The organism is Ralstonia sp. 22111 (assembly GCF_052045895.1).
GTDB classification, from domain to species: Bacteria; Pseudomonadota; Gammaproteobacteria; order Burkholderiales; family Burkholderiaceae; genus Ralstonia; species Ralstonia wenshanensis.
In genome coordinates, this window is the sequence record NZ_JBQEPR010000006.1 from 138,773 (window position 1) to 152,027 (window position 13,255).

11 protein-coding genes are annotated in these 13,255 nt (G+C 64.4%); 2 read left to right on the forward strand and 9 right to left on the reverse strand.

Annotation, left to right across the window (positions count from 1 at the left end; translation table 11 throughout):
- Positions 1–482: 482 nt before the first annotated feature.
- On the forward strand, positions 483–1,880 hold the full coding sequence (locus tag ACTJK4_RS16590) for a sialidase family protein (protein WP_440818569.1): 1,398 nt from the start codon (positions 483–485) through the stop codon (positions 1,878–1,880).
- Positions 1,881–1,904: 24 nt separating this feature from the next.
- Here ACTJK4_RS16590 and ACTJK4_RS16595 read toward each other — a convergent pair whose 3' ends face one another.
- From ACTJK4_RS16595 to ACTJK4_RS16620, 6 genes are all read right to left on the reverse strand, one after another.
- On the reverse strand, positions 1,905–2,741 hold the full coding sequence (locus tag ACTJK4_RS16595) for an ABC transporter permease (RefSeq protein ID WP_024975612.1): 837 nt from the start codon (positions 2,739–2,741) through the stop codon (positions 1,905–1,907).
- A gap of 16 nt (positions 2,742–2,757) precedes the next feature.
- Positions 2,758–4,026: an ABC transporter permease gene (locus ACTJK4_RS16600; protein ID WP_316871246.1), complete on the reverse strand. Its 1,269-nt coding sequence runs from the start codon at positions 4,024–4,026 to the stop codon at positions 2,758–2,760.
- Positions 4,027–4,129: 103 nt separating this feature from the next.
- Entirely contained in the window at positions 4,130–5,170 is a 1,041-nt protein-coding gene (locus ACTJK4_RS16605; protein ID WP_440818424.1) for an ABC transporter substrate-binding protein, read from the reverse strand.
- A gap of 71 nt (positions 5,171–5,241) precedes the next feature.
- Complete coding sequence (locus ACTJK4_RS16610; RefSeq protein ID WP_232042868.1) at positions 5,242–6,330, reverse strand: ABC transporter ATP-binding protein; 1,089 nt, start codon at positions 6,328–6,330, stop codon at positions 5,242–5,244.
- Between the two features lie 522 nt (positions 6,331–6,852).
- Positions 6,853–8,271, reverse strand: a complete 1,419-nt coding sequence (locus ACTJK4_RS16615; RefSeq protein ID WP_440075948.1) for a sensor histidine kinase — start codon at positions 8,269–8,271, stop codon at positions 6,853–6,855.
- On the reverse strand, positions 8,268–8,960 hold the full coding sequence (locus ACTJK4_RS16620) for a response regulator (RefSeq protein ID WP_260802432.1): 693 nt from the start codon (positions 8,958–8,960) through the stop codon (positions 8,268–8,270). Before ACTJK4_RS16620 ends, ACTJK4_RS16615 begins: the two co-directional genes overlap by 4 nt.
- Positions 8,961–9,168: 208 nt before the next feature.
- Between ACTJK4_RS16620 and ACTJK4_RS16625 the strand changes: the two genes are divergently transcribed.
- A complete protein-coding gene (locus tag ACTJK4_RS16625; RefSeq protein ID WP_232042865.1) occupies positions 9,169–10,242 on the forward strand; it encodes a porin in 1,074 nt (357 codons plus the stop codon).
- An 84-nt stretch (positions 10,243–10,326) separates the two neighbouring features.
- On the opposite strand, the gene ACTJK4_RS16630 is transcribed toward ACTJK4_RS16625, so the two are convergent.
- From ACTJK4_RS16630 to ACTJK4_RS16640, 3 genes are all read right to left on the reverse strand, one after another.
- Positions 10,327–11,427: a J domain-containing protein gene (locus ACTJK4_RS16630; RefSeq protein ID WP_440818425.1), complete on the reverse strand. Its 1,101-nt coding sequence runs from the start codon at positions 11,425–11,427 to the stop codon at positions 10,327–10,329.
- A gap of 86 nt (positions 11,428–11,513) precedes the next feature.
- The gene (locus ACTJK4_RS16635; protein WP_232042863.1) at positions 11,514–12,308 is read right to left on the reverse strand and encodes an ABC transporter ATP-binding protein; all 795 of its coding nucleotides are present in this window, start codon (positions 12,306–12,308) and stop codon (positions 11,514–11,516) included.
- A 1-nt stretch (position 12,309) separates the two neighbouring features.
- A complete protein-coding gene (locus tag ACTJK4_RS16640) occupies positions 12,310–13,218 on the reverse strand; it encodes an ABC transporter permease (RefSeq protein ID WP_440818426.1) in 909 nt (302 codons plus the stop codon).
- Positions 13,219–13,255 lie beyond the last annotated feature (37 nt).

The following is a 13,255-nucleotide window of genomic DNA, read 5'->3' on the forward strand; positions in this document are numbered from 1 at the left end:
GTGCCGCGCCGCGTGTGATCTCCACCGGACGGTGGACCGACTGGCCAGCGCTTACCCCTTCTGCATCGCAGCGAAATGAATCGAGTGGCGAGCTACCGTTGCCTTGCTTGCCTGTGTGGGCTTGATCCGCACGGTTGGCTGCAGCGCACCGTTAGTTTTGGTTTGCACAGCGATAAAAATTACTTCACTCCGCGATCCTAAGCATTTCCTAAGCTTACGCGGCAACGGCTGCCTGAGCGCCTTATACCCGACCGCGACCCCGCCGGGTTTCGCGGTGATGGGCGTGATGGCAGAACGCAATGGCATCGCGTCGCCATTGGGCCACGAGGTGACGGTCATGCGGAGCGTCGAATGTATGGCTCCGCTGCCAGTTGCCCGCGCGTTGCACATCGAGAAGAAGGGGGGCGTCCACCACTAGGCAGTCTCCGAACGAGGAGGTTCTCATGTCTTGTAACAGAGCGACTGCGCTGCTGCGCAGAAGCATGCTGACGGCAGCCGTGATCGCTAGCCCGACGCTTTGGGCGGCAACGCTCGTCTCCGGCCCCAGCCCGTTTGCCGGCTGTACCGTCGGCGGCCCAGGGACGAATTACGTGAACGCAGAAGTCGAGCCTTACGTGGCGGTCAACCCCGCCAATCCAACGAACTACATTGGCGTCTGGCAGCAGGACCGGTGGTCCAATGGCGGCGCACATGGCCTGATGTCTGCGGCTTCGTTCGATGGCGGCGCCACGTGGAAGCCGGTGCCTCAGCCGTTCAGCACGTGTGCGGGTGGATTGGGGTACGAGCGGGCTTCCGATCCGTGGGTGTCGTTCGGGTCGGACGGCACGGCTTACTCGGTGTCGATTTCGTTCAACCACACCAACAACAGCAACGCAGTCGGTGCAGCCGTCTCACGAGATGGCGGCTTGAGCTGGACCCACCTCACGAAGCTCATCACCGACGACGAACCGAGCACGCAGTTCTTCAACGACAAGGAGTCGGTAACGGCGGACCCCGTCAAGCGCGGCGTGGCCTACGCAGTGTGGGACCGTCTGGAGCAACCCAACGGCAACCCGTATGCGGATCAGCATGCGCTGGCGTTTCGTGGACCGGGGATGTTCTCCAAGACGGTGGACGGAGGCCAGACCTGGAGTACGCCCAGCGTGATGGTGAACACGCCGTCGGAGTATCAGACCATCGGCAACCAGATCGTGGTGAATGCACAGACCGGCGCGCTGTACGATTTCTTCAACTACATCCACGCGCCGGGTAGATCGGCTGGCAGCAACAGCGTGGCGTTCGTCAAATCGACGGATGGCGGCGCGACGTGGAGCAAGCCGCAGATCATTGCGAGCCTGCAACTGGTGAGCGTCACAGATCCGAATACCGGCGAGGCATTGCGCACGGGCGACATCATTCCCGAGCCTGCCATCGACCCGGCCACGGGGCAGCTCTATGTGGTCTGGCAGGATGGGCGCTTCAGCGGTGGCGCGCATGCGGATATTGCGCTCTCGACCTCCACCGACGGCGGCCGGACCTGGAGCGCGCCAAGCCAGGTGAACACGCCGACAGGCAAGGCGGCCTTCAACGCGATGGTGGGCGTCAATTCCGCCGGCACGGTGGCGGTGACGTACTACGACGTGCGCAATCTGGCGGCAGGCAATACCACCACACTGCCGACGGACTACTGGCAGACGCTGTCGACCAACGGGGGCCAATCTTTCGGCAGTGAATCGCACCTGGCCGGGCCGTTCGATATGAAGACAGCACCCGTTGCGGAGGGCTTCTTCATTGGCGACTACGCTGGCCTGGCGGCGACCGGCACGAAGTTCGTGCCGTTCTTCATCCAGACCAACTCGGGCAACCTGACCAACCGGACGGACGTGTTCGTTTCGCCATAACGGCAGGCGTTGGGGCGGACGCTGTCAGGCCACGGCCTTAGCCGCAGCCCGCCCCCGCAACCACTCAAACGTCAGCAGCAGCCCCGTCGAGAACACAATCAGAATCGTCGCCAGCGCTGCAATCGTCGGCGAGATGTTCTCGCGGATGCCCGTGAACATCTGGCGTGGCAGCGTCACCTGATCGGCCCCCGCCAGGAAGAGCGTCACCACCACCTCATCAAACGACGTGGCGAACGCAAACAGCGCGCCGGAAATCACGCCCGGTGCGATGACGGGCAGGGTAATGCGGAAGAACGTCATGACCGGGTTGGCACCCAGCGACAGGCTCGCCCGCACGAGGTTGTGATTGAAGCCCTGCAGGGTCGCCAGCACGGTCGTCACCACAAACGGCACGCCCAGCGCCGCATGCGCGAGGATCAGCCCGATATACGTGTTGGCCAGCCCCAGCGGCGCGAAGAACAGGTACATGCCCACGCCGACCACCACCACGGGCACGATCATCGGCGACACCAGCACCGCCATCAGCAGGCCCTTGCCTCGGAAGTCGGCCTTGTTCAGCCCGATGGCGGCCAGCGTGCCGAGCACCGTTGCGACGATCGTGGCGGCGGGGGCGACGATGAAGCTGTTCTTGGCCGCCATGCGCCATTCGTCAGACGTGACGAGGTTCTGGTACCAGCGCAGCGAATAGCTCGGAATCGGATACGAAAGGAACGTGCTCGACGAGAACGACAGCGGCACGATCACCAGCACCGGCAGCACAAGGTACAGCAGCGTCAGCACGGCCAGGCCGCGCAGCGAGAAGTACCAGATGCGCTCGATGAGCGAGGTGTGCGGGGCGAACATCGGTTTGGCGAGTTTCATTGTCGATGGGCTCCGTTCAACCAACGCGGACCTTGGGCCGCGTGAAGCGTCCATACACGGCGTACAGCACCAGCGTTGCCAGCAATAGCAGCGCACCCAGCGCGCACGCCATGCCCCAGTTGATCGTGACGTTGGTGAAGTAGGCCACGTAGTAGCTGACCATCTGGTCGTTCGGCCCGCCCAGCAGCGCGGGGGTGATGTAGTAGCCGAGCGCCAGGATGAACACCAGCAGCGCGCCGGCACCGATGCCCGGATACGTCTGCGGCACATACACGCGCCAGAACGCGGCAAACGGATGGCTGCCCAGCGATACGGCCGCGCGCTGGTACGTGGGCGGGATCGACTTCATCACGCTGTACAGCGGCAGGATCATGAACGGCAGCAGGATGTGCGTCATCGAGATGTACACGCCCACGCGGTTGAACAGCAGCGCCAACGGCTCCTTGATGATGCCGAGGTCCATCAGCCCGTGGTTGATCAGGCCTTCGGTCTGCAGCAGCACGATCCACGCCGCCACGCGCACGAGGATGGACGTCCAGAACGGGATCAGCACCATCACCATGACCAGGTTGGCGCGACGCTCCGGCAGCGAGGCGATCCAGTACGAGAGCGGGTAGCCCAGCAGCAGTGCGAACAGCGTCACCATCGCGCTGATGACGAAGGTGCGGATGAACACCGTCACGTAGATCTGCTCGTCGGGGTCGGTCGCTTCGATATGGCCGAAGGCATCTTGCCGGTGGTCCAGCGCGGCCAGCAGGTAGAACGGCGACGTGCGGCTGCTGTTCTTGGCGATGGCCTGCCAGTACGTGACATCGCCCCAGCGCTCGTCGAGTTCGAGGAGCTTGGCGCGGGTCTGGCCGGGCGTCAGCGTCAATGCCTTGCCCTGGTCATCGGCCAGCGGCATCGCGCGTGCGGTCTTGGCAACCAGCGAGCGGAAGCCCGGGATTTCTGTATTGAGGCGGCGGGCCAGTGCGCCCATCGCTTCGCCTTCGCTCACGATGGTGAGGTCTGCGGCGAGCGCGGCGTAGGCGGCTTCGGCCGGCTGGCTTTTGCGGTCCCAGTCCTTCAGGGCGATGACTGTCTTGGGCAGCGCGTCGGCCACCTCGGGGTTCTGCACGGCGCGTGTGAGCAGGGCGCCGATCGGCACGACAAAGATCAGCAGCAGGAAGATGGCGAGGGGCGCCACCAGCGCCAGCGCCATGGCACGCCTGCGCGCCTCAGCGCTCTTCAATTCGCGTTTGAGTTTGGCCGTCGAATCAGGAACCGATTCAGCCGCGATCGTCATGGTGTTCAATGCTGCCTCGCCATCGCTACGGGAATTCGTCCGCGCGGTTGCCTTGCCAAGCCGGCAGGGCACCGCGCGGTCACTGCGTTACACCGCTATGCGGTTACTTCGATGCCCACGAGGCGAAGCGCTGCTCCAGCTCGTCGCCGTGGTCGGTCCAGAACTGCAGGTTCTGCAGCACGGCGTTCTTGGCGTTCTCCGGCGAGTTCGGCATGTTCGCCTGCGTCTTGGCGTCGAGCGCCTTGATGGCCGCCACGTTGGCCGGGCCGTAGGCGATGTGCTTGGCGTACTCCTGCTGCGGCTTTTGCGACAGCGTGTAGGCGATGTACTGCTCGGCCAGCGCCTTGTTCGGCGTGCCCTTGGGGATGGCCCAGTAGTCCAGGTCGTAGATGCTGCCGTTCCAGACCACCTTCAGGTTCTTGCCTTCGCGCTGGGCGGCGTCGATGCGGCCGTTGAACGCCGTGGACATCACCACGTCACCCGCCACCAGGAATTGCGGCGGCTGCGCACCGGCTTCCCACCACTGAATGTTCGGCTTGAGCTGGTCGAGCTTCTTGAACGCGCGGTTCTGGCCGTCCTTGGTGGCCAGCACTTTGTACACGTCCTTGACGGGCACGCCGTCGGCCATCAATGCGAATTCCAGGTTGCCGCGGGCACCCTTGCGCATGCCGCGCTTGCCCGGGAATTTTTTCACGTCCCAGAAATCGGCCCAGCCGGTCGGGGCGGTCTTGAGCTTGTCGGCGTTGTACGCCATCGCGGTCGACCACACGAAGAAGCCCACGCCGCAGGTGCTCGGCGACTCGGGGATCAGATCGCTCTTCTTGGCGATCTTGCTCCAGTCGAGCTTCTCGAACAGGCCTTCATCGCAGCCGCGGCCGATGTCACCCGATTCCACTTCCACCACGTCCCAGTTGACGTGCTTGGCTTCGACCATGGCCTTGATCTTGGCCTGCTCGCCGTTGTACTCGACCACGGTGACCTTGTTGCCGGTCTGCGCCTCGAACGGCTTGTTGAAGGCCGCCTTCTGCGCGTCGCCATTGGCGCCGCCGAAGTTGACGACGGTGATTTCCGATGCGTGCGCGCCGAATGCAATGGCGAACGCACCGGCAAGCACGGACAGACGCGTCTTTGTGATGTGTTTCATTCCTGGCTCCTCTTATTGGCGTGTGGGTACAACGTGTGGTCGTGGCATGCGGGCAGGGTTGCCCGCGTGCGTCATGCAAAAACGCGCAGGTGTTCGGGTGCGAACTCAAGCTGGATCGGTGCGCCGGGTGCGAAGCCTTCGAGCGCGCGCGTGCCCAGCGGCACCTTCACGAAACATTCGGGTTGATCGGGCAGGGCACAGCGCATGCGCACGTGGTCGCCAAAGTAGACGAGGCCACGTGTCTGGCCAGTGATCGCGTTGCCGGCGGCGGAGGCACCCTCGGCCAGGCGCATGCGCTCGGGGCGGATGCAGCCGGTGGCGGTGGCCCCCACGTTGGCGCCGGCGATGTTGCGGCCCATGATGCGGGCGCCGTCGTTGAGTTGCAGCTCGCAGTAGTCGCCGTCGACGCGGGTGACGGTGCCGCGCAGCGTGTTGCTGTCGCCGATGAAGTTGGCGACGAACTCGTTGCAGGGGCGTTCGTAGAGGCTGTCCACGGTGTCGAGCTGCTGCACGATGCCTTTGTCGAACACGGCCACGCGGTCGGACATGGTGAGTGCCTCGCCCTGGTCGTGCGTCACGTAGACGAAGGTCACGCCCAGCTTTTCGTGCAGGGATTTCAGCTCGTACTGCATGTGCTCACGCAGTTGCTTGTCGAGTGCGCCCAGCGGTTCGTCCATCAGCACGAGCTTGGGCTCGAACACCAGCGCGCGGGCCAGCGCAATACGCTGCTGCTGGCCGCCCGAGAGCTGCGCGGGGTAGCGCTTGGCAAAGCCTTCCATGCGGACCATCTGCAGGGCCTTGTGCACGCGGTCTGCACGCTCGCTGGCGGGAATCTTGCGCACCGTCAGCGGGTATTCCACGTTTTGCGCGACCGTCAGGTGCGGAAACAGCGCGTAGTTCTGGAACACCATGCCGATGTTGCGCTTGTGCGGCGGCACATTGTTGAGCAGCGCGCCTTCCAGGCGGATCTCACCGCCGGTCGGGAATTCGAACCCGGCCAGCATCATCAGGCACGTGGTCTTGCCCGACCCGGAGGGGCCCAGCAGGGTCAGGAATTCGCCCTGGTAGATGTCCAGGTCCAGATGCTTGACCACGAGGGTCTCGCCGTCATACGTCTTGCGTACACCGCGAAAGCTGACGATCACGTCGTCGGTCTTCATTGCTGCTTCCTCCATACCATGTCGGTCATCGGGCCTGAGCGCTGTCGGCTGCAGGTGGCATTCGCTGGCTTACGCTGGTGCCGCCCGTCCTGCCGTTCTCCGATCCGTTCGGGTCGGTCAACATGCCGTGTTGTGACGAATTGTTGATGGACTATAGCGGCTCATTGTTCTGCAAAGTGGACCCAATCCTGGTTATTTGATGGAGCCATTTTTGACAGCCCCGCAGGCACGAGCCCTGGGCGTGCAGGCCTGTGGCACCACAATAGGGAAAACCCCGAATGCCTTGCCCGAGCAAGCTCGGCGGTCAATCGTGCGGTGATGGCGACGTGTTTGAGTTTAGGTCGTATGCCAGCCCATATGCGGCGGGCATAACAGAGCGCGGATGGAACCAATTTCGGCGAAACCGCGGGCCGGGTCAGGGCGCGTGGAATTGGTGCGCCGCGTCGTCACGCAAATGGTGCACGGCGTTGGGCAGGTGTGTGGAGCGCTAGGAAGACGATGTTGTCATGCAGCAACCCGCGTTCAGGCGGGCGTGTCCTCCGCCAACGCCAGGGCCAGGTAGACGCTCACGGTCAGGCCCCCACCGGGCGTTTCAGACAGCGCGACCGTGCCGCCGTGCAGGCGAGCGATCTCGCGGACGATCGCCAGCCCCAGCCCGCTGCCGTCGTGGCCTTCCGATGCCGCACCGCGATAGAAACGGCCGAACACAGCATCGCGCTCGGGCACGGCAATGCCGGGGCCATCGTCTTCCACTTGCAGCACGGCCTGCTCGCCGAGCATCGCCATCGCCTGCCGCTTGACCCGCAGCGTGACGCGCGCGCCGTTGCCCGCATAGAGGATGGCGTTGTCGAGCAGGTTGCTGATCAGTTCCTGCAGCCATTGGGATTCGCCCGCGATCGTCACGGGTTCGCCTTCAAAGCCGAGGTCGACGCCGGATCGGCGCGCAACGGGCGCCAGTTCCAGCGCGACATCGCCGGCCAGTGTGTCCAGGCGCAGCGGCTGGAGCTGCGGTGCGTAGCCGCTGTCGGTCTCCAGGCGCGAGAGCGACAGCAGCTGCTGCACGCCCCGCGCGGCCTGGCGCACGGTGCCGTGCAACGGCTCAAGGTGGCGGCGGATGCGTTCTCCATCGGGCTCGCGCAGCGCGAGTTCGGACTGCGCCTGGATCACGGCCAGCGGCGTCTTCAATTGATGTGCGGCATCGGCAAAGAAGCGCTTGCGGGCTTGCACCATGCGCAGCAGGCGCGCCACGTACTGATTGATGGCCTCGACCAGCGGAGCCACTTCCGCCGGTAAGCCTTGCTGCGGTAGCGGGGCAAGCTCATCGGTACCGCGTCCGGTAACGGTCTCGCTCAGTTGGCGCAGTGGTCGCAGGCCCCGCCTGATACCCAGCCAGACAATGCCGACCGCCAGCACCACGAGCAGGCCCTCTTGCTGGAGGGAGCCCGCCAGGATCTCGTGCGCCAGCGCCTCGCGCGGCTCCAAGGTCTCACCCACCAACAGCCACACGAGCTGGATCTGAGCCGACTGGGCGTCGCGCACGGGCACGGCTTGCGCGGCCAGGCGCACGGGCATGCCCTGGAATTGGCTGTCGTAAAAGACGGAGCGATAGGGCGCCGGCCGCCGCCCGGTCGGCATGGGCAGATCGTCATAACCGGTCAGGGTCTTGCCGTTGGCATCGGTCAGGCGATAGAAGACGCTGCTGCCGGTTTCCGATTGCAGAACGTCCAGCGCGAGGTAGGGCAGGTCGATAGCGAACTGCTTGTCGCGAAGGCGCACGCCCTCACGCATGGCCTTGAGCGACGCTTCGAGCGTACGGTCGAACGCGGCGTTTGCAGCCGTCATGGCCCGTGCATACGTAAGCCACGCGTCGAGCGCGAGCAGCCCCATGAGCGGCAGCAGCAGCCAGAACGAAAGCTGTCGGCGCAGGGTGGGCGGGCTCATCGGCCTGCGGTCGCAGTCGTGCTGGGCGTGGCTTCCAGCAGATAGCCGAGCCCGCGCAGCATGACGATGGCCACGCCGCTGCCGTCGAGTTTTTTGCGCAGGCGGTGCACGTAGATTTCGATGGCATCGGCGTTGACCGATTCGTTGATGCTGAAGATCTTTTCCGAGATGGCGGCCTTGTTGACAGCGCGGCCATCGCGCAGCATCAGCACCTCCAGCACGGCGCGCTCGCGGCCGGTGAGGGCGAGCAGTTCGCCATGAAGCGTGAAGGCCCCGCTGATGCCGTCGTAGTGCAGCGGGCCGCATTGCAGCTGCGTGCTCTCGTGCCCGTGGCTGCGGCGGATGAGCGCCCGGGCGCGGGCCTCCACTTCGGTCAGGTCGAACGGTTTCGCAAGGTAATCGTCAGCCCCGAGGTTCAGGCCGCGCACGCGTTCTTCCACGGCGCCATGTGCGGTCAGGATCATCACGGGCAGCGGGTTCTTGCGGGCGCGCAGGCGGCGCAGCACTTCCAGCCCGTCCATGCGCGGCAGGCCAATGTCGAGAATAGCGAGCGCGTAGTCCTGCGTGGTGAGCAGCAAGTCGGCCGCGTGGCCGTCATGCACGCAATCGACCGTGAAGCCGGCCTGGCCGAGGGCTTCTTCCAGCGTGCTGGCCAGCTTCAGGTTGTCTTCCACCAACAGGATGCGCATATCGGGACGTCTCTCAATCAGCCGCAGAGGAATACAGACATCGCTGCATGTTTTGAAGCTAGGGAAACCCCCGAGAACGCCGCGACACACCTGGGCAATTTCCCGCCAATCGAAAGTGAACTGAAAGTGCGCCCCTCATACGATCCGTCCCGCCCAAAGCCCCTGTGACCGGGGCTCTTGCGCAAGGACAACGAATAAGGGAGACCTGATGAACAAGACTTCGATGGCGCTGGCAGTGGTTGCGCTTGCCACCGCCACCACGGCCGGCACGGCCGCCGCACAATCCTCCAACGTGACCCTGTACGGGATCATGGATTCGGGTATCGAGTACGTGAACCACGCCGGCCCGAACGGCGGCAGTGCCACGCGCCTCGTCTCGGGCGGCAAGAACACGTCGCGCTGGGGCATGCGCGGCACGGAAGACCTGGGCGGCGGCCTGAAGGCTGTGTTCAACCTGGAAAGCGGCATCGCCATCGACACCGGCAAGCTCGACACCGACAACACGCTGTTCGACCGCCGCGCGGTGGTTGGTCTGGCGGGCGGCTTCGGGCAAGTGGTGGCAGGTCGCACCTTCACGACCACGTACGACTTCATGCTGCCGTACGACCCGATGGGCTACGCGCCGAACTACTCGTGGGCAACGTCGTCCACGGCCACGGGCGATCGCAAGGACGGCCTGTTCTCGCGCGCCTCCAACGCTGTGCGCTATGACGGCAAGTTTGGCGGTCTGAAGCTGGGTGCCACCGTGGGCTTTGGCGAGGCGGCCGGCAACTTCAAGAGCAGCTCCAAGTACGACCTGGGCGTCGGCTACAGCGTGGGCGGCTTCTCGGCCGCAGTCACGTGGGATCGCCAGAATGGCGCGGGCACCAGCACCACGCCGGCAGACACGACCGATTACATCCAGGGCATCCATGCGGGTGCCAGCTACGACTTTGGTGCACTGAAGCTGTTTGCGGGCTACCGCAACTACAAGCGCGCCTTTACCACGGCCGCCGCCAGCCTGCGCAGCGACATGTACTGGGCTGGCGCCAGCTATGACGTGACGCCGGCCTTCACGCTGTACGGCGCGGTGTACAAGCAGAACATCAAGGACGGCACGGATGCCGATCCGATCCTGTTCTCCGTGCGCGGTCAGTACGCGCTGTCCAAGCGCACGACGGCGTATCTGTCTGCCGGTTATGCCAAGGCCAAGAACGGCCAGAACGTGAGCCTGTCGCGCGACGTGATCGGCTACGCCAACAACCAGGTTGGCGTGACGATGGGCCTGCAGCACCGCTTCTGATCGGCCAATCGAACGATCGCTGTAAAGAACACGGGCACCTTCGGGTGCCCGTTCTGTTGGATCGGTGCGCAGCTCAACAGGCCATCAGTCGAGCACTGGGCGGGATTTCAGCATGCGCCGCACGTCTTTGAAATCGTCAAAGGCGGCAAGGTCCTGCTCGATATTGCGGACGTGTTGGCGCAGCGCTGCGATGTCGATATCGAGCTTTTGCAAGATGGCGTCCGGCGGAAGTGCCCCGAACCGCCGATACCCGTATGTGTACCGAAACGTCGTCTCGACACGATGGATTTGCCGGTCCAGCTCGCGCACCTGGTCTTTCAGGATCTGGTTGTAATGCGTCAGCCGCGCTTCGCTGATCTGGTTGATCGAGCGCTGGTCGATGTGCTCCAGCTCAAGCTGCAACTCCAGCAGTTGCAGCAGGTTGTTCTTGTCGTAAGCCTCGTTGACGCGCTGCATGAGCCGCGTCTTCCGGTCGCGCTCCTGCGGATCGCTCTCTCGGTCGGGGTGCAGGGCGCTGGCGAGCTTGCGATAGACCTCGCGGATGGAGATGCTGATCTGCGCCTGTTCATCTTCTTCCCGCGCTTCTGCCGCAAGTTGCTTCGGAGATTTCTTTCGCGCGGCCCGGCGGGCTTCACGCTTGGTTGCGGCGGCGGCCTTTTTCTCGGCGCGTTGCTCGATGTGTGCGCGGGCGCGTTGTAGTAGCGCTTCCTCTGAGTGGACATCCGCGTCGTCGCCCAGGTCGACGCCGAGGGCGGCCTCCAGCCTAGCTTTCATTTCTGCGGCTTGCAGCACGGCTTCCCGGTCGAAGTCCGTGCCGCTGTACTTGTTGTAAAGCGCCTTCAGGCTTGTGTCTTCATCGATCAGATCGCGTGTCAGATCGATGATGAGGGCGGATATCTTGCGGCGCTCGGCCTTGGTGAAGGCCTCGTGCTCGTAGATCTGGTCCAGGCTGCGCACAAAGCGGATTTGCAATGCGATTCGGCTGCGCTCCAGCGGCAGGAACTCGCCGGCATATCGGCTCTGGAACTGAACGGTGGCCGTCTCCCAATCCGCCAGCCGCTTGCGCCGATTCTCGATCTGCTTGATCAGCGCGTTGAATGCTTTCTGGCCTTTTGTCAGCGCTGATGAGTCGTCCGCATGCTGATCGGGCGCGATGCTGATGGCAGGGCGATGGGCCTTGGTCATGGAGCGGAAATGTCGCGGGCTCCGCTAAGGGAGCCCGGTCTGTGTGTGATGTGCCCTGAGCGTCGTGGTGACGCCCAGGAACGGGATCAGCCCAGCAACAGCGCGTCGTCGTCCACCTTGGCGCCGCGCGTTTCCTCGAACTTCTGCAGCAGGTGCGGCACGTCCAGGCCGCGGCGTTCTTCGCCTTGCACGTCGAGGATCACGTTGCCCTGGTGCAGCATCACCGTGCGATCGCCGTAGTCGAGCGCCTGGCGCATGGAGTGCGTCACCATCATCGTCGTCAGCTTGCTCTCCGACACGATCTTGGCGGTCAACTCCAGCACGAAGGCGGCCGTTTTCGGGTCCAGCGCGGCGGTGTGCTCGTCCAGCAGCAGGATGCGCGACGGCTGCAGCGAGGCCATCAGCAGGCTCACGGCCTGGCGCTGGCCACCCGAGAGCAGGCCGATGCGATCGGTCAGGCGGTTTTCGAGGCCCAAGTCCAGCCGGCGCAGTTGCTCGCGGAAAATCTCGCGCCACTTGCGGTTGGTCGCGAACGAGAAACCGCGACGCTGCCCGCGGCACATGGCCAGCGACATGTTCTCTTCGATGGTCAGGTTTTCGCAGGTGCCGGCCATCGGGTCCTGGAACACGCGGGCGACCTTGTCGGCGCGTTGCCACGCGGTCTTGCGCGTGACGTCTTCGCCGTCGATGGTGATGCTGCCCGAATCGACGATGTAGTCACCGCTGATGGAGTTCAGGAACGTCGACTTGCCGGCGCCGTTCGAGCCGATTACGGCCACGAACTGGCCTGACGGGATCTCGAGCGACAAGCCGCGCAGCGCGCGCGTCTCGATGGGCGTGCCGGGGTTGAAGGTGAGGGTGAGTCCTTGTGCGCTCAGCATGTCAGTTCCCCTTGGTACCGGTCTTGGCCAGCTTGCCGAACACCTTGCGACGCATGCCGGGCAGCACCAGGGCGATCACCACCAGCGCAGCGGTCACCATGTTCAGATCCTGCGCCTGCAGGCCGATGAAATCGCTGTTGAGCGCAAGGGCGATGAAGAAGCGATACAGGATCGCGCCGACCACCACGGCCAGCGTGGTCAGCACCAGGCGGCGGGCCGGCAGCACGGTCTCACCGATGATGACGGCGGCCAGGCCGATGACGATGGTGCCGATACCCATCGACACATCGGCGCCGCCCTGCGTTTGCGCGTAGAGCGCTCCAGCAAGCGCTACCAGTGCGTTCGACAGCGCCATGCCGGCCAGCGTGGCAGCGCCGGTGGCGATGCCCTGGGCGCGGGCCATGCGCGGGTTGGCGCCCGTGGCGCGCAGCGACAGGCCGATCTGCGTGGAGAAGAACCAGTCCACCAGCAGCTTGACGACCACCACCACCACACCCAGCAGCACGGGGCGGAACACGTAGTCGGGCATCCATTCCGGCTGCAGCAGCGAGAAGACCGTGGGCTCGGAGATGAGCGGCACGTTTGGTTTGCCCATGATGCGCAGGTTGACCGAGTACAGCGCGATCATCATCAGGATACTGGCGAGCAGATCCATGATTTTCAGGCGCACGTTGAGCCAGCCCGTGATGAAGCCGGCAGCGGCACCGGCCAGGGTGCCACCCATCGTCGACACGAACGGATCGTGGCCGCCGGCGATGAGCGTGGCCGCCACGGCGCCGCCCATCGGGAAGCTGCCATCAACGGTGAGGTCAGGGAAATTAAGGATGCGGAAGGAAATCAGCACCCCGAGCGCCACGAGGCTGAAGATCAGACCGATCTCCAGGGCGCCGAGTAATGAAAACAGTGACATGACAGAGTAGGGCGCGGTGATTGGGCACCGGCCTGTG